At 61.8% G+C, this 17,067-nt stretch carries 11 protein-coding genes; 2 read left to right on the top strand and 9 right to left on the bottom strand.

The genetic code is table 11. The features are described 5' to 3' along the window. Positions 1-5 precede the first annotated feature (5 nt). Positions 6-2,705 carry a PSD1 and planctomycete cytochrome C domain-containing protein gene (locus FYK55_RS18715; RefSeq protein ID WP_235908800.1) on the bottom strand — a complete coding sequence of 900 codons (2,700 nt, stop codon included), beginning with the start codon at positions 2,703-2,705 and terminating at the stop codon, positions 6-8. A 194-nt stretch (positions 2,706-2,899) separates the two neighbouring features. After that, positions 2,900-4,333 (bottom strand): trypsin-like peptidase domain-containing protein, encoded by a 1,434-nt coding sequence (locus FYK55_RS18710; protein ID WP_150078161.1) that lies wholly within the window; start codon positions 4,331-4,333, stop codon positions 2,900-2,902. A gap of 271 nt (positions 4,334-4,604) precedes the next feature. On the opposite strand from FYK55_RS18710, the gene metG reads away from it, so the two are divergent. Continuing rightward, the gene (gene metG, locus FYK55_RS18705) at positions 4,605-6,650 is read left to right on the top strand and encodes a methionine--tRNA ligase (RefSeq protein WP_150077983.1); all 2,046 of its coding nucleotides are present in this window, start codon (positions 4,605-4,607) and stop codon (positions 6,648-6,650) included. Between the two features lie 26 nt (positions 6,651-6,676). Next, on the top strand, positions 6,677-7,561 hold the full coding sequence (locus tag FYK55_RS18700) for an alpha/beta hydrolase (protein WP_150077982.1): 885 nt from the start codon (positions 6,677-6,679) through the stop codon (positions 7,559-7,561). Between the two features lie 137 nt (positions 7,562-7,698). Here FYK55_RS18700 and FYK55_RS18695 read toward each other — a convergent pair whose 3' ends face one another. The 7 genes from FYK55_RS18695 to FYK55_RS18665 all read right to left on the bottom strand — a co-directional run bounded on the left by FYK55_RS18695 (position 7,699) and on the right by FYK55_RS18665 (position 17,061). Then, positions 7,699-8,769 (bottom strand): DinB family protein, encoded by a 1,071-nt coding sequence (locus tag FYK55_RS18695; protein WP_161604623.1) that lies wholly within the window; start codon positions 8,767-8,769, stop codon positions 7,699-7,701. A gap of 246 nt (positions 8,770-9,015) precedes the next feature. Continuing rightward, positions 9,016-10,818 (bottom strand): adenylate/guanylate cyclase domain-containing protein, encoded by a 1,803-nt coding sequence (locus FYK55_RS18690; protein WP_150077980.1) that lies wholly within the window; start codon positions 10,816-10,818, stop codon positions 9,016-9,018. A gap of 49 nt (positions 10,819-10,867) precedes the next feature. Next, entirely contained in the window at positions 10,868-11,869 is a 1,002-nt protein-coding gene (locus tag FYK55_RS18685) for an ABC transporter ATP-binding protein (protein WP_150077979.1), read from the bottom strand. After that, positions 11,862-12,887 (bottom strand): ABC transporter ATP-binding protein, encoded by a 1,026-nt coding sequence (locus tag FYK55_RS18680; RefSeq protein WP_150077978.1) that lies wholly within the window; start codon positions 12,885-12,887, stop codon positions 11,862-11,864. The genes FYK55_RS18685 and FYK55_RS18680 overlap by 8 nt, the downstream gene beginning before the upstream one ends. Before the next feature lie 5 nt (positions 12,888-12,892). After that, on the bottom strand, positions 12,893-14,137 hold the full coding sequence (locus tag FYK55_RS18675) for an ABC transporter permease (RefSeq protein WP_150077977.1): 1,245 nt from the start codon (positions 14,135-14,137) through the stop codon (positions 12,893-12,895). Further along, positions 14,137-15,066: an ABC transporter permease gene (locus tag FYK55_RS18670; RefSeq protein ID WP_150077976.1), complete on the bottom strand. Its 930-nt coding sequence runs from the start codon at positions 15,064-15,066 to the stop codon at positions 14,137-14,139. The genes FYK55_RS18675 and FYK55_RS18670 overlap by 1 nt, the downstream gene beginning before the upstream one ends. Positions 15,067-15,072: 6 nt before the next feature. Then, complete coding sequence (locus FYK55_RS18665; protein WP_235908799.1) at positions 15,073-17,061, bottom strand: peptide ABC transporter substrate-binding protein; 1,989 nt, start codon at positions 17,059-17,061, stop codon at positions 15,073-15,075. Positions 17,062-17,067: the final 6 nt, after the last annotated feature.

Raw genomic sequence — 17,067 nt, 5'->3', positions numbered from 1 at the left:
TCCCTTCAGTACAGATAACGGAATTCGGCAGCAGCAAACAACGACTGGCAGAACGCGGCAAGCGTTTGTGCTTCATCCAGTCCGGATTGCCGCAGGTAGGCTCGCGAGGCGGCGGCCTCGCCCGCGGAGGGTCCGCGGCCATAGGCCAACTGAAACGCGTGTTCGATGCGTTCGTCCACGCCATCACTTTCGGCGGCAAGCCGTTCGGCGAACGCTTCGCTGCAGCGCAATGTCAGCGGGTTATTCAAAAGGAACAGCGCCTGGTTGGATGTGTTGGAGGCCTCACGCACTCCGGTGATCAAATTTGGATCCGCGAAATCGAAGACTTCCAGTGATCGTGGAACAAAATCGCGAACCACCGGCAGGTACACGCTGCGGTAATCGGCATCAACACGGTCCAGGGACATGTCCTGTCGCTCGGGAACGGGGGCGTCGCGGAGCGGACTCATTGGGTTGCGCCGCGAGAAGTCGGGGCGGCCACCGCCGCGGCGCATCCGCTGCATCTGCTCACGGCGACTGGCCAATGCTCGCTCGAAAGAACGGCGCGCCGCTTCGCGGGGATCTTCCAAGGTTCCGGCGCGGACACGCAGGTAGCCTGCATCGGCGACCACGGAGGCCTGGGGAGGCTCGGTTTGCAGGCTGCCGGCGACCGCCAGCATCGCGTCACGAATCGCTTCCGCGTTCAGACGCTTGACGTTGCTCCGCCACAGCAGGCGATTGTCGGGATCCAGCTGGTGATTGGCCCGGTCGAACGTGGATGCCATCCGGTAGGCACGGGTGGTCATCAGTTGTCGTACCATCGTTTTGACGGACCAGCCCGAATTCACAAACTCGATCGCCAGATGATCCAACAATTCGGGATGCGAAGGCGCCGCTCCGGTCATGCCGAAGTCCTCCGTGGTCGGCACCAGGCCCTGGCCGAACACGTGGTGCCAGATTCGGTTGACCATCACCCGCGCTGCCAGCGGATTCTGGTCGCTGCCGATCCAGCGGGCCAATTCCAGTCGGCCGCTGGAGTCGGATGGAATCGTCAACGCGCTGGCGAAAACCTTGGGAAGTCCCCGCGGGACGCGTTGGGCGCGCTGGTCGATTTCACCGCGGACCAGCAACGGTACGTCGGCAACCGTCTGACGGTCCTGGACGCCCATGCAATAGCTGCGCGGGACGCCTTCCTGGTCGACGACACTGAGCTTTGCCGACAGCGATGCCAGTTCATTTGATAGTCGGATCCGCATTTGAGCCGACGACGCGCCGGCCCGGGTTTGAAGTCCCCCGCGACGAAGTTCGGAAAGTTGATCCAGTCTGCTTTGAACCTGCCGGTGCAGATCGGATAGTTCGTCCGGCGTGTACGAGCGGCCGATCGGATGGGCGTCCGGTTGGGGCAACAGCAGTAGACTGCTGGTTTGACGGATTTGCGGTCCGCCAAACGATCCGTACTGCGAAGGCGGATTGCCGAAGAATGTTTTGGTGCTTTGGAAAATGCCGGCCAACGCGTAGTAATCCGATTGCCGAATCGGATCGAACTTGTGGTCGTGGCAGCGGGCACACGCGACCGACGTGCCCAGAAACACCCGCGTGGTCACGTCAATCTGTTCATCAGCCAAATCGGATAAGAATTGCGCCGCACTTTGTTCATTCACGTTCTTCGTGCCGACCGCAAGGAACGACGTCGCGATCAGCTGACGTGACCACTCCGCGTCATCACGCGCGGGAAGCAAGTCGCCGGCCAATTGTTCTTGGACGAACTGGTCGTAGGGCTTGTCGTCATTGAAGGCGTCGATGACGTAGTCGCGATACCGATAGGCGTTCGGGTAGGTCATGTTGACTTCGCGGCCCGTCGACTCTGCATACCGCACGACGTCCAACCAGTGACGTCCCCAGTGCTCGCCGAACTGTGACGCGTCCAGCAACCGATCGACGACTTCCGCGACCGCGGCCTCAGGATCCTTTCCGAACGCCGATACGAACGCGGCGGTTTGCGATGGCGACGGAGGCAGACCGACCAGATCGAAGTACAACCGTCGCACCAGAGTTTCTGCCGAAGCGTCGTCCGCCGGCCGGATGCCCGCCTTGATCAGGTCGACCAACACGTAGTCATCGATCGGCGACAGAGACCAGTCCTTTGAAAGGCCGCTCGCGGTCGGGGTTGCGACTTGGGGGGCGATCCGCTGCGGCGGTTGGTATGCCCAGAACGTTGCCTTTGCCCGGGCGATCGTCTGATCGTCGATCGTCACTTGCGGTTGCTCGATCGGTGCGGAAACACGCGGATCGGCTGCGCCGTCCAAGATCCAGCGGCGGAAGTCTGCGATTTCGGTATCGTCCAGCTTGCTCCGCGGCGGCATCACCATGTCGGTATGGGTGATCGCGCCGAACAGCAAACTGGACTCCAGGTCCCCAGGAACAACCGCCGGTCCGCTGTCGCCGCCGTTGCGGAGGGCTGTCCGGCTATCCAACCGCAGTCCCCCCTTGGATTGGCCGGACTGCTGGCTGTGGCATCCGTAGCATTCACGGATCAAAACTGGCCGGATCTTGGTCTCAAAAAACGCGAGTTGCTCGCGGGTCGGCTGAGTCGATTCCTGGAGTACTTCGGCGAGCCCCTGACCCATGGCGACGTTCGTGCCGCTATCGGGCAAGCCGCTCGTGAGCCACAGCGTGGCGAAGACCATTGCTCCCAGGCCGCACGGGATGTTTTGACGGACCGTCACCGTAGGCCTCCAGGAGGGGAGAAAGGAGTGTTTCAAGATGCAGAGCAGCATCCAGTCAAACACCCGGCCGCGGTCAAGGTTTCGCCGCGAGCCCCCGCCGGCCGGAGCGATCCCAGTCATGGCGGGCTGGGCTGGGCAAACGCCGGGCCTTCGGCGCGCTGGAATGCTCTGTCCGGTGCTCAGTCCCCGGTGGCTTAGCGCGCTTGCCGGTGGATCAACTCCATCAGTTCCTTGGTCGGGTGCTCCAGGGTCACCACGCGGTCGGCCGCGGGATTGTTCGGATCGCGGACGATGATGATGACTTCCTGGCCGGGTGCGGCCGATGAAACGGCCGGGGCTTGATGTCCCGCGGGGCGAACGGCGGACGCCGCGGCCGGCCCCGGTTGGGCTGGCGCGACAGGTTGATCAAAGCTTGCAGGTGCGATCGCGACGCGCGGATCGCTCGTCGCCGGTTGCGCGGCGATGTTCGCGGCGGGGCCACCGGGGACACCCTGGTACAGGTGGGAAAGCTGGACGCGATCAAGTTGCCACTGAATGCTTCCCGGACCGGTGTAGATGCCGACGTCGCCGTCGTAATCGGCTGCGTTGCAGACTCCGATCAGCTTCCCGGAATGATCAAACAGTCCACCGCCGCTGCGACCGTCGATCGGTGCGCCGGCGATTTCAATGTTGGAAGCTTTGATGTGTTGATTGTACTTGTTGACGCCCGTGATCCGGGTGTCGCGCCGCGAGGGATCGTCGCCGCGGTCGCAGCCGAAGCTAAACACGGACTGCCCGTTTTCAGGCTTCTGACTGGAGGGCAAGATCGCAACCGGTGTGATGTCGAATCCGGGCCGGATGACGACCAGTGCGATGTCGCGGTCCTCCGCGTCGTAGTCGACCACTTTGCCGGGAACGGTTTTGACATTGCCGCCGACGAACAGGTCCACCTCGACGTTCGATTCCAGTTTGGTTTCGCGGAACAGGTGGCCACAGGTCAGCACGAGCGCTTCGTCGCCGTGCCGGTCGATGATCGTTCCGGTTCCGACGCCAAACCCGTGACCGTCGTGCACACGCAAACGTACCGTTGCCGCTTGCGCCCGTTCAACCGATTCGGCCAGCGACAGACTGGGCATCGGCTCGCCGTGCGAGGGTGCGATCTGGTCGGTCGCCGCGCGGTGGGATGCCGGTGGGATGGCGGAGTGGGGAGGAACCAATCGCGTTTGCGGGGCATTCAACGAGGTATCGCCCGGAAAATTTGCCCCCGTGCGGACCAGCGGTCCGGTGGGACTGATCGCCAACGCCGTTCGCAGTTCTTGTTCAGACTGGATGCCCACCAGGCGTGTCAGTTCGCGGCCACCGGAGAGCACCACGAAGGTGGGGGTTTGACGAATCCCGTAACGTCGGGCGAATTCGGTTTCGCGATTGACGTCCACTTCGCGGATCGGAACCCCGTTGGCGGCCAACCGGTCCAACACCGGTTGCATCGCTTGGCACGGGCCGCAATGAGCCGAGGAAAAGGCCAACAGCATCGCTCCCGCGGCGGACGCGGTGCCGCTGCACAACGCCGCGAGGGACAGGACCAGTGCGAAGACGAGCTTGGCGCCGGGTCGGAGACTGGCAGCGCCGTCCCCCCCACGCGTGAACATTTGCGTTTCCAAAGTGTCTCTCCCTAGACTTCTGTGTCAGCCGATCCTTCGGCGTCATGCGATCGCGTTCCGGTCACGATGGCGTCGATGACTCTCTGAAAAGCCCCGCATCGGCGACAAGCCCAAAGCGAACCTGTTCGGCGGGAAACCCTGTGAAACATGCGGGATTACGTGTTTCACGTCGGCCGTTACAATCCGCCCCCCGGGGACCAAGGGTCCGCCCGCACGTTTTTGTCGACTAGCCGCCACCGAGATTCTCGTTCAACCGCTCATGACGCGACGCATTCTTGTCACCAGCGCCCTGCCGTACGCGAACGGTCCGATCCACATCGGGCACTTGGTGGAGTACATCCAGACCGACATTTGGGTCCGGTTCCAGAAACTGATCGGCAATCGTTGTGTCTACATCTGCGCCGACGACACCCACGGCACCGCGATCATGATTCGCGCGCGAAAGGAGAATCGCAGCGAAGAAGATCTGATCGCCGACATGAGTGGTCAGCACCAGCGTGATTTCTCCGGGTTCCACGTGCAGTTCGATCACTACGGCAGCACGCACAGCGAAGCCAACCGCGAGCAGTGTCATTTCGTTTGGAGCGCTCTGCGCAAGGCGGACCTGGTCGTCGAACGATCGGTCGACCAGCTTTACGATCCCGAGGTCGGGACTTTCCTGGCTGACCGTTTCGTCCGTGGCACCTGCCCGGTGTGCGGGCGGGAAGACCAGCCGGGGGACAACTGCGTCTGCGGTGCGACCTACACGCCGATCGAATTGATCAACCCCAAAAGCACACTCAGCGGTGCCACCCCCGAGGTCCGTTCGGCGGTCCACCTGTTCGTCCAACTGGAGAAGTTGCGGTCCCTGTTGAGTGAATGGATCGACAGCAGTGACGCGCTGCAAAAAGAAACCGCCAACTACCTCAAGGGCTACTTCCTGGCGGCGGACAAGGAGCTGAAGGATTGGGACATCAGCCGCCCGGGTCCCTATTTCGGCTTCGAGATCCCCGATTCGCCGGGCAACTACTGGTACGTCTGGTTCGACGCGCCGATCGGTTACATCGGCAGCACCGCCCAATGGTGCCAGGCCCACGGCGAATCCTTGGACGATTGGTGGCGTTCTCCCGAAACGGAAATTCACCACTTCATCGGCAAGGACATCACGTACTTCCACACCTTGTTCTGGCCGGGCATGTTGCACACCGCCGGGTTCCAACTGCCGACCAAAGTGCACATTCACGGTTTTCTGAATGTGGGCGGCGAAAAGATGAGCAAATCGACCGGAACCTTGATCTCCGCCGAAACGTATCTCAAGCACGCCGATCCAGATCTGTTGCGTTACTTTTATGCATCCAAGCTGACTCCGCGCGTGGAGGATCTGGATCTGGGAATCGACGAATTTGTTGAAAAGGTCAACAGTGACTTGGTCGGCAAAGTCGTCAACCTGGCCAGCCGGGTCGGAAAGTTTGCCGGCTTGACGGGGCTGTCGACCGAATACCCCGATGATGGCGGTCTGTTTGAGCGCGCCGCCGAGGCCGGTGATGCAATTGCGGCCGCCTACGAAGCGACCGACTACAGCCGCGCGACCCGGTTGATCATGGAGTTGGCCGATGCGGCCAATCCCTACGTCGAGCATGCCAAGCCGTGGGAGATGAAAAAAGATCCTCAGCGGTTGGACGAACTGCGCGACGTGGTCACGGTCGCGTTGAACCTGTTTCGACAACTGGCGATCTATCTGGCCCCGGTGCTGCCGTCGTTGGCCGACAAGTGTGCCGCCTTGCTTGGCGACCCGCTGACGTCCTGGGACCAGAGCAAGTCACCGTTGCTGGGAACACCGGTGCAAAAATTCAAACGCATGATGGAACGACTTCAACCCGAGGATATTCAAAAGATGATCGAGGAAAGTAAACAGGCCGCCGATGCCGACGCCGCCGCGGAGGCTTTGCCCAGCTTCAACGACAGCGACCAGCCGCTGAAGGATGAACCGTTGGCGGAAGAGATCACCATCGAAGACTTTGCCAAGGTCGACCTGCGGGTGGCCCGCGTGGTCGCCGCCGAGCAAGTTCCGGAAGCCAACAAGCTATTGAAACTGACGCTCAGCCTGGGCGGCGAGGAACGGCGGCAAGTGTTCGCCGGGATCAAGGCAGCGTACGAACCGGAGCAACTGGTCGGCCGCCTGGTCGTGATGGTTGCCAACCTGAAGCCCCGAAAAATGCGATTCGGGCTCAGCGAGGGCATGGTCACCGCCGCCGGTCCGGGCGGGGCGGAGGTTTTCATTCTGGGGATCGACGAGGGAGCTCAGCCCGGACAACGCGTGCACTGAGCTGACCCAGGCAATCAGCCACCACCATGGATCGTGACGTTCCCGACGAACCGACGCCCGGCGAGATCCATCGCGTCGGGTTCTTTCAACAGTCGCTGCACTCCTTGCGAGGCCGCGTCCTTGATCGGTTCGTGCTGCGTCCGTCGCGGCATCATTTGCCGTTTGAACCCAAACGCCGCGAACTGATTCCGATCGGCGAGAAAACGATGGAGTGCTTTGTGCAGGACGTCTTTCCGGGCAGCGAGACGTCGGCCCAGGACGCGACATCGGAGGAACCTCCGGGCTTGGTGGTGCTGAAGTTTCCCGGAACCGCCGGACGCGGTGAGCGGTCCACCGAAGCGCCGGCCCACTACCTCCCCGAGGTGCGGTCGCAGGTCTGGACGTGGAATCCGCCCGGGTACGGCAGCAGTCGCGGTCGCGCTTCGTTGCGGATCCTTCCGCAACATGCGCAGCAGTTCTATCAACACGTCCGCGAACGATTCGATGCGACCACCAGAATCTGGCTGGTGGGCAATTCGCTCGGCTGCGCCACCGCCGTGGCCCTCGCGTCGCTGAGTCATGTGGAGATCGACGGATTGATCTTGAGGAACCCGCCGCCGTTGGTGGAGACGGTCAAACGCGTTTCGCGGCGCTATCCGCTGGGCCACCTCACCGACCCGATCGCCGAAAGTCTGCCCGACGAGATGAACCTGTTGCGGACGGCATCGCGGGTCCGCACTCGCACGGTGATGCTGCAATCCGAATTGGATCGGCTGGTCCCGGCGGAATTGCAGATGCAAGTTTATCACGCACTCCCGCCGGAGAAGCGGTTGGTCATCCTGCGCGGGCTGGATCACGACGGGGTCGTGCCCGAAGACCAGGAAGACGAGGTCGCCGCCGCGGTCCGCTGGCTGTGGGAATCACAGCGGTAGTGCCGGGTCCGTGACGACGCGGAGCGTCGTCAGGGTTCCAATCCGACTGGGAGACTCGGACCGCAACAGGTGATTGACCTTTCACGGGAGATGCACCCGTCGGTCAGGCTGCACATCACGCCTCTGCTTGCAATTGACTATTTCAGTTCGTCGATCGCGTACAAAAGATCGATGTTGTGCAACCGTCCCTTGGAACGCCGGACCATGTTGATGATCTGGGCCCGGTGGTGGGTACCGTGAAGCGGCAGTTGCAGAACCGATTCGCCGATGCGAAAGGACGTCGGCAGGCCGTTGGGCGCCACCGTCACCACCTTCATGGCGGCATCTTCGTCAACGGTGGCCAAGAATCGTTTTCGCTTTCGACTCAGTTTCTTCCACTGGGATTGGATTTCTTGCAACGGCATTTCCTCCGCCGAACGTGGAAAGTCGTTGGAATCTCCCGACCAGTTGTCGATCCACCATTGTTCCGCATCCAGCAGGTGTCGCAGGCACTTGCGGATGGTGCCTGATCCCATCGAAAAATCCTGATCCAGCGCGGCCACGTCGACGGTGTCGCACATGTCGAAGACCTCATTCATCGCCCAATCATGGTACGCGTACAGACGCTGAACCAGGGCCGCATCGTACTGGGGGTCGCGCGACTTGATTGTGCCGACCGACAGACCGAATTGCTGCAACTGTTTGACCGCGGCGGGATCCTGATCGACCGTCGATGCGGCGAGCCGATAGAAAATGTAGTCCAGCCCGGCGGGGACGGTGCGTCCAAACTTTTTCAGGAAATGCAGAGCCTGGGCACGATGGTGCACCCCATGATTGGCCACGTGGAGCAGCAAATCGTATAGCGAATGCGTGTGCTCGTTCTTCTTGCTGTCCTGGTAAGTGATCGTTTCGGACCAGCGGGCCGGACGGTTCAGCTCGATCAAAGACCGACGTTGCGCCGCCACTTCGTCCAATCCGTCTTGAATCTCATCCAGACGAATGCTTTCCGGATCGGTCGGGAACGGACGCCAAGGAATTCCTGTCCAACGGTCCATCCAGACGTCTTCGGCGGCCAGGATGTGGAACAACGTGGCGCGCAGCGAGCCTCTGCCGATCGGCATCTCCTGGTCCAATTGCGAAGCGGTCAGGCCTTCGCAGAGCGACAACACCTTGGAGTTCGCCCACTCGTTGTAGGCGTACAGATCATCCAGCATTTCGTAGTCGGACATGGTGCAAGGTTCCTGGAGGAGTCGCGCGTTTTCGGCGTCGGGACGATCGCGTTGCCAGGACGCATCGGCAGATCGCGTCCCATTGAGGTGCCGTGCCGCTGACCGCTCCAGCTTGACAACGACGTGCCGGGTTGAACACCCGAGATCGATTCTTCGCCCCGAACCGGTCGTTTCCGCCCGATCACTCGCAGCCATCGCGGATTTCGCCGGCTGTCCCCTGCCGCCGCGGGGGCCCTCCGATCAGTCTTATTTCGGCAGGTTGATGATGCCGCTGGCGTGGTCGCCGTTCTTGATCAGCCGCATCAGACGTTGGCTGGGAGTGTCCCACGTGGGCAGCTTCTTCAGCCGGGCAATCGCCTGCGAGTCCCCCCCACGGGCAAACTCGTCCAGCGCCGCTTCGTATTCGCCGATCAGGATGGCCGTCACATCGTTGGCGTTGCCGGCCAGTGGCGGTAGCAGCTCGTGAATTTCGAAGGCGGCTTCAAATCCGGCCGGTCGAACCCTGGCCAGCCGCCGGCAACGAATGGCGTCACCGGACGGGACATCACTTGCCTGCTGCAGCAGCTTGCGGGTGGAAGTGTCGATGATGATTTCGGCACCAAACATTTTGGTCATCGATTCAAGCCGGCTGGCCAAATTCACCACCGGCCCGAATGCGGTGACTTTCACCTGGTCGGTCGTGCCGATCCGGCCGGCCACCGCCGGACCGTGCGCGATGCCAATTCCGCAGCGAAATCCCAGATCCGATTGATGATACTCCGACCGAATGGCAAGCGCCGCGTCGGTCGCCCGCCTGGCCGTGTCCGCCTGGGCCAGCGGCCAGCCCCAGAAACCCATCGCTGCGTCGCCATGAAAGTCACCGATCACGCCGTCGTATCCCAGAATGTGTTTGGTCATCACGCCCAGGGCGTCGCTGACATCCGACAGCAACTGCAGCAGTTGTCCGGCATCACGTTCGCTGCGTCGGGAAAACCCGCGCAGGTCACAAAACATCACGGTCAAATCCGATTCGCGCGGTTCCAGAACTTTATCGGTATCGCCGCTGGAGAGTGCTTTCAGCACAACCGGGGCAAAGAAGTTTCGCATCGCGGCCTGACGTCGCTGCAACTGTCGGCTTTGCTGCAGGCTGGCGACGGTGGTCCCCACCAGTTCGGCAAACTTGACGTCATCCTGCAACTGCTCTGAGACGTCACCCGGTTGAAGTCGGGCGTTGGGAAGTTCCGGCAATTGTCCGGTGATGTAGATCGCCCAGCCGCGACAGGCCTCGGTTCGCAGCGGGACGCAAAACGCCCAATCGACATCCTCGCGCGCCGTGAACGCGGCGCCGGCCGGCGCCGCGCCGCCGGTTGACCACACGTTCAGAACACTTTCCCGCTTTTCGATCGCCCGCCGCACCAACCGCCGGCTGATCGAAGCGCCGCGGAGTGCGTCACCCCGATGGTCGTAGTGCAACACCTGGATGTCCGCGGCCGGTTGTTGATCCAACGGCGCGGCGGAAACGATGGCCACCGAAGCGGCCGCCGGAGTCGACTGCAGCAGCACGCTGGTCACCCGCACCAGCAGTTCTTGCTCACTGTCGCTGCTGGCGATCAGATCCGGCAAACGCGTCAGCACGTCGATCCGCGAATTGACGTCGCGGAAATGCCGCCGACGCAGGGCGACGTGATCAAACACGCTTTCGGTGACGTCGACTCCTTCACCTTCGACGGCATCGCCGAACGGTGCACGTCCAGCGCTGCCCACGCGTCCGGCCAGGGTGAACGTTGTGTTCCCGATCACGAAGTGTTCGCCGGGCACCAGGGTGAATCGCGAGGTGTGTTGTCCGCGGTAGAACACGGGATTCCGCGCGGTGCGAACCACGTTCACCTCCACACGCTCGTTGGGGTGAGCACGCAACCGGACGTGCGCCCGCGAGATCATCCCGTCCCATGGAACGTTCCAATCCGCGTCGCTTCGTCCGATGACGATATCATGCCGCGTCGTCGGCTCCGGCATTTCACGGCGCCAACGGTGATAGTTTTGCGGTCCTTGAGCAATCAGATCCGGCATGTCGCAAAGTCTATCCTCTTCCGGGGCGTTGCGGCCTTCGCTCGCCGATTCAGGTTCTTTCCCAGCAGGCGGCGGTGTGGCCCGGTTCGCCGGCCGCAACGGGTTCGTGCGGCGGCCGATCGTGTCGACATTTTTCGACCGCGATGGGGCAACGGTCGACGAAGGAACAACCGACATACTGGCGATCCGGCGTGGGGACTTCGCCTTCCAAGCGGATACGCTGGCGGGTGGCCGCTAACACCGGGTCGGGAACCGGGACGGCCGACAGCAGTGCTTCGGTGTATGGGTGAGTCGGGTGCGCGTACACCGATGCCGCGTCACCGATTTCCGCCAGCCGGCCCAGGTACATCACTCCGACCCGAGTGGCGATGTGCCGGACGACGCTCAAATCATGCGCGATGAACAGATACGAAAGGCCCAGCTTTTGTTGCAGGTCCATCAGCAGATTGACGATCTGCGCCTGGATGGAAACATCCAGGGCACTGACCGGTTCGTCACAAAGAATCAATTCGGGCTGGACCGCCAAAGCCCGCGCGATCCCGATGCGCTGACGTTGGCCGCCGCTGAACTCATGCGGGTAGCGATTCAGAAATCGCGGGTTCAGCCCCACCAGGTCCATCAGACGCAGCACCTCCAACTTGCGATCTTTCCCCGACGCCAGACGGTGCACGGCCAAAGGTTCGCCGATGATGCTGCCGACCGTCATTCGCGGATTCAGGGATGCGAAGGGATCTTGAAAAACCATTTGCACGACGCGTCGGTGCGGCATCATCTCGCGGTCACTAAGTCCGGCGATTTCGACGCCGCGCAAACGGACGCTGCCGCTGGTCGGGTGAACCAGGTTGATGATCGCCCGGGCCGTGGTGGATTTGCCGCAACCGGATTCGCCGACCAGGGCCAAGGTTTCGCCTTGAGCGATTTGGAACGACAGTCCGTCAACGGCTCGGATCACGCCATGTTCTGGACGCAGCATCGAACCACGGCTGAAGGGGAAGTGGACGCACAGGTCGCGAACCGACAGCAGCGGGGTGTTGGTGCTCGTGTCATCCATTCGCATTCTCCTCCGCCACCCAGCAGGCGGCCTCGCGGCGGTCACCCACCGATGCCAGGGGTGGTTCTTCCCGGGCGCAGCGATCGATGGCCAACGGGCAGCGGCTGCGGAAGGAACAGCCCTCAGGCAGATTCCCCAGGTCCGGTGGTTGGCCCGGGATGGCCCGCAGCGTCGTTTGGACTTGATCAAACCGGGGCAGGGACTGCAGCAGCCCCTGGGTGTAAGGGTGTTGTGGGGAGGCGAACAACGGCCCCGCATCGGACTTCTCGACCACCTTGCCGGCGTACATCACCAGCACACGGTGACAGGTTTCCGCGACGACGCCCAGGTCGTGCGTGATCAGGATGATGCTGGTGCCGCGGCGTTCCTGCAGTTCACGCAACAGATCCAGAATCTGCGCCTGGATGGTCACGTCCAACGCGGTGGTGGGTTCGTCGGCGATCAGCAGGTCGGGTTCGCACGACAACGCCATTGCGATCATCACGCGTTGCCGCATCCCGCCGCTGAACTGGTGAGGGTAATCGCGCAACCGTCGGGACGCTCCGCTGATGCCGACCAGCTCCAACATCTCGGCCGCCTTCTCGTTGGCTTGCCGGCGGCTGAGCCCCAGGTGCAGCCGGGTCATTTCGGTCAGCTGCTGTCCGACCGTCATCAGCGGATTCAATGCCGTCATCGGATCCTGAAAGATCATCGCGATCCGTCGACCTCGGATCGATTGCATTTGCAAAGGACTGAGCTTCAGCAGGTCCTTGCCGTCGTACATCACGCTGCCCCCGTCGACCCGTCCCGGCGGGCTGGGGACCAATCCCATCAACGCCAGGTTGGTGACGCTCTTTCCGCTGCCGCTTTCCCCGACCAGCCCGACCGTCTCTCCGGGATAGATGTCAAACGACACCCCGCGGACGGCTCGAACTCGCGAGTCATCGGTCTTGAAGCTGACCTGCAGGTCGTTCACCTGCAGCAAGGGCTCGCCGTGCCGAGACGGTGCGGCGTCGGGCTGGGAAAGGGATTCAGGCATGGTGTTCAGTCTCGATTCTTCATCCGTGGGTCGAGCGCGTCTCGAATGCCGTCGCCAAGGAAGTTCAGTGCAAATAGGGTTGCGGCCAACGATCCGCCGGGAAAGACCACCACCCACCAGTAGACGTCAATGATCGACAAGGCCTCCACGCCGTCGTTCAGCAACAGCCCCCAGGACACGTCCGGCGGGGCGACGCCCAAGCCCAGGAACGACAGGAAGGCTTCGAACAGCATCACGCTGGGGATCGTCAACGTCAGGTAAACGATCACGACACCGAGCACGTTGGGCACCAAGTGTCGAAACACGATCCGGGCAGGCGAAGCACCCACCGTTCTTGCAGCCTCAATGAACTGCTCGGTCCGCAGCGACAGCACTTGGCCACGCACCACGCGCGACATCGTCAGCCAGTAGATCGCCCCGATGACGATGTAAAAAATCGTGATCTGGTCGATGCCCATCGCGTCCAGTCTTGCCTTGACCGAGTCCTCGCCCAGAAACGTGACCAGGAAGATCACGACAAAAATGAAAGGGATCGAATAAAGCATGTCGACGATCCGCATCATGACCGAGTCCACGGTCCCGCCGAAGTATCCCGCGATCGCGCCGTAACTGACACCGATGATCAAACTGACCAGCGTCGCGACGATTCCGACGATCAACGATACCCGTGCCCCCCAAAACACCCGGGCCAACAAATCACGACCCAACTTGTCGGTTCCGAACAGGCTGGGAATGGCGTAATCGCCGAACAGCCGGACTCGCAGCTGACACATCCACCAGGAAAGCGGGCCGAGCTCGTTCCACATCTGGTTGAACGGATGTTCGACGTTGATCCGGGCGTCAATGGTTTGCTGCAGTTCCTGGCGCCGCTCGGGATCTTCGGTCGACAAACGTTCGGCTTCCAGTTCGGCGATCGACGCTCGAAACTTTTCCAGCTCTCCGGTCAGCGTTCCGCCTTCGAATTTCAAACCCGGTCGGCTGCCCATCACGACCGTGTCCAGATTGGGTGCCAAAAACCGTCGGTTGTTCAGGTCCTTGTCGATCGGGCTCTGCAGCGGAAGCAGCGGCGTGAGAAACGCCAACAAGCCCAGCAGCAACAGGCACACCAGGGAGATCATCGCGGTGCGATTGCGTTTCAGGCGATTCCAGGCGTCCTGCCACAGGGACACCCCGCGGATCTCGCGCGATTCGCGAAGGATCCGCTCCAGCGTTTCCTGTTTCAGCGTTTCGTCGTGGGTGTCTTCGGTCATCACTGCAGCTTCACCCGGGGATCGATGATGGCGTACGAGATGTCGACCAGGGTGTTCATGACGAACAACAGCACCGTGTAGGTCAGCACCATGCCCATGGCCAGCGTGTAGTCACGCTGGGTCGCCGCATTGATGAAGTGGCTGCCCAGTCCCGGCAAAGCGAAGATCTTTTCCAGCACCAACGATCCCGTCAGGACGCGGGCCACCGCCGGCCCCAGGTAGGAGACGACCGGCAACATCGCCCCCGGCAAGACGTGCCGCAGGATGACGGTGCGCTTGGGCAGCCCCTTGGCAAACGCCGTCCTGACGTGATCCTTGCTGAGTGTTTCCAGCATCCCGGCACGGCTGAGTCGTGCGATGTAGGCGGCCACCGGAAGTCCCAGGCAGAACGCTGGCAAGGCAATCTGTTGCAGAGTTCCCCAGCCGCCGGCCGGAAAGATCTGGATGGTGAACACGAACAGCAGGATGGCCAGGCTGGCCAACACGAAATTCGGGATGGCGATCCCCAGCACCGCGGCGGCCATCAGCGCCACGTCCGCCGGAGAACGTCGATACACCGCGGAGATCACACCGGCGGTCACGCCCAGGATGATGGCGAAGACCAAGGCAAAGATGGCCAGCGTGGCGGAAACGGGAAACCCTTCGGCCAGCACCTGGTTGACGCTGTAGTCCTCCAGACCCATGCACCAACCCAAATCAAAGTCGGTCACGATTCCGCCGAGGTAGTCGAAGTATTGCTGGATCGGTGGGGCGTCCAGGTTGTAACGGGCCTTCAACTGGCGTTCGATCGCCGGCGGCACGTTCCGCTCTCCGCTGAACGGATTGCCGGGAACCGCCCGCATCAGGACGAAGCTGACCGTGTACACGGCCAGCAGCGTCAGAATCATCCAGATGAAGCGTTTGAACAGGTAGCTCAACAAGTCACGCATCCGCGTTCACTCCTTTGACTCCGGCGACGGTTTGGATCGGTATCGCAAGACTTGCAGGGGGTGCAGGTCCTGGGCGGACGGGGCGAAGCCTTCGATGTTCTGCTTGGCCATCTCCGCGGAGGTGTAAAAGTAGATCGGGATGATCGGCAACTCGGTCACCAGAATCGATTCCGCTTGCCGCAACAGGTCCATGCGTGTGGCAGGGTCCAGTTCCTTGGCGGCCGCTTCGATCAGCCGGTCGTACTCCGGGTTGCTCCAATTGGTGTTGCTTTGCGGATTGCCGGTCACCCACAGGTCCAAGAAGGTGTTCGGATCCGGGTAGTCGCCGACCCATCCGTAACGCGCCATCTGGTACTGCTCCATTTGGACGGTTTCGATGAAACTGCCCCACTCCATGTTCTTCAGTTCCAGCTTGATGTTCAGATTGTTCTGCAGCTGCTGCTGAATCACTTCGGCGATCGGCCGATGGGTCTCGCTGGTGTTGTACATCAACGACAGTTTGGGGAACCCGCGTCCGCCCGGGAAACCGGCTTCGGCCAACAGCTCCTGCGCTCGTTGGACGTTTTCCGGCATGCCCTGGGGCGACTTGTAACCGGCGATGCCCGGCGGCACGACGGTGTAGGCCGGTTGTTGTCCGGCCTTGGTGACTTCTTCGACAATCTGGCGGCGGTCAAGGGCCAGGCTGAGCGCCTGACGAACGCGAACGTCATCCAGCGGTGGTACCGCAGTGTTCAGCTTGTAGAAGTAGATCGACAGTTTTGGCGCGCTGTGAAAGTCGTCGCGTTTCTTGAGCTCTTGCAGAACCGCGGTCGGCAGATCGGTCACCCATTGGATCTGCCCGGTTTCGTACATGTTCAACGCCGTGTTCTGGCTTTCCAGAGAGATGAAGTCGATCGTTTCCATCCCGACTTGATCCGCTTTGTAATAAAGCGGGTTCTTTTCGACGCGGACGCGGTCACGAAGCCGACGAAAAGCCAGCTGGTAGGGACCGTTGGAAACGATGTTCTCCGCCTTGGTCCACAGCGGAGCTCCGTACGTTTCGATGCACTGACGATTGACCGCAAACAGCGGGTAGTAGGCGACCAGGTTCAAGAAGTACGGCACGGAGTTCTCCAGACGCACGACGAACGTTCGTTCGTCCACCGCTTCGGCGCCGCCCAGTTTTCCGAACGCCACCATCACCCCGTGGGTTCGTTCCACGGCCTCATCCGCGGCGGCAATCGCCGGCGATGCCGCGAACCGTTGCGGCGAAGCCGGGGCTTCCCAGTCGATCGATCCGTCGGCCTGTTCCGGCACGACGTCAACGACATAGACCCATTGCTCCTGCCAATCCAGTTCGGCCGATTCCTGTGCTTCGTCGCTGCTACCTTCCGGCAGTTCCGGACGGGGCGGTTTGACGATCTCGCGCAGCGTGCCGTATCGCATCGTGCCGCGCGGGAAGTGTTGGATGTTGGCATCGCTGCTGGGGGTTTCGCCGGGACGATCCCAAAGCTCCACTTCCACGTGGTCGCCAACGTTGACGATCGAATTGTGGTATTCCTCCGCGTAGGCGACTTCGCTGATCAGATAGCCGTACTCGCACGCGGTCGCCGGATGCAACATGCGCTGCCAGGACCACGCGAAGTCGTTGGCCGTGACCGGCGATCCGTCGGTCCAGAAGATGTTGTCGCGAAGGTGAAAGGTGTAGGTCTTGCCGTCCTCGCTGACCTCATAGGATTCAGCCATCGCCGGTTGGGGCGTGAGTGGTTGGAGCCCGGTTTCCGGATCCGGTGGACCGTCCGGCAACATCCGCAACAGCCCCTCGAAGAGTTCAAAGATGATCCGGCTTTCCGGCTGGCCGGTGGCGCGGTGGGGGTCAAGTGTCCGGGGGTCGGTGCCGTTTTGCAGCGCAAATTCCGCCGGCGGAATGTGGTCCATTCGGGCCGCCCAAATGACCGCAAAGACGGTCAACAGGGCAGCGAACACAACAAAGCCGCGGCGTATTTCCGGGGGCACGTCGAC

Origin of the sequence: Roseiconus nitratireducens (assembly GCF_008629675.1) — a bacterium.
GTDB classification, from domain to species: domain Bacteria; phylum Planctomycetota; class Planctomycetia; order Pirellulales; family Pirellulaceae; genus Stieleria; species Stieleria nitratireducens.
This window is presented reverse-complemented; position numbering and strand designations above follow the sequence as displayed.

Coding starts and splice junctions, on each gene's coding strand:
- FYK55_RS18675 (WP_150077977.1), bottom strand. CDS start 14,137: ATGACCGAAGACACCCACGACGAAACGCTGAAACAGGAAACGCTGGAG.
- FYK55_RS18685 (WP_150077979.1), bottom strand. CDS start 11,869: ATGGATGACACGAGCACCAACACCCCGCTGCTGTCGGTTCGCGACCTG.
- FYK55_RS18700 (WP_150077982.1), top strand. CDS start 6,677: ATGGATCGTGACGTTCCCGACGAACCGACGCCCGGCGAGATCCATCGC.
- FYK55_RS18670 (WP_150077976.1), bottom strand. CDS start 15,066: ATGCGTGACTTGTTGAGCTACCTGTTCAAACGCTTCATCTGGATGATT.
- FYK55_RS18710 (WP_150078161.1), bottom strand. CDS start 4,333: ATGTTCACGCGTGGGGGGGACGGCGCTGCCAGTCTCCGACCCGGCGCC.
- FYK55_RS18695 (WP_161604623.1), bottom strand. CDS start 8,769: ATGTCCGACTACGAAATGCTGGATGATCTGTACGCCTACAACGAGTGG.
- FYK55_RS18690 (WP_150077980.1), bottom strand. CDS start 10,818: ATGCCGGATCTGATTGCTCAAGGACCGCAAAACTATCACCGTTGGCGC.
- metG (WP_150077983.1), top strand. CDS start 4,605: ATGACGCGACGCATTCTTGTCACCAGCGCCCTGCCGTACGCGAACGGT.
- FYK55_RS18680 (WP_150077978.1), bottom strand. CDS start 12,887: ATGCCTGAATCCCTTTCCCAGCCCGACGCCGCACCGTCTCGGCACGGC.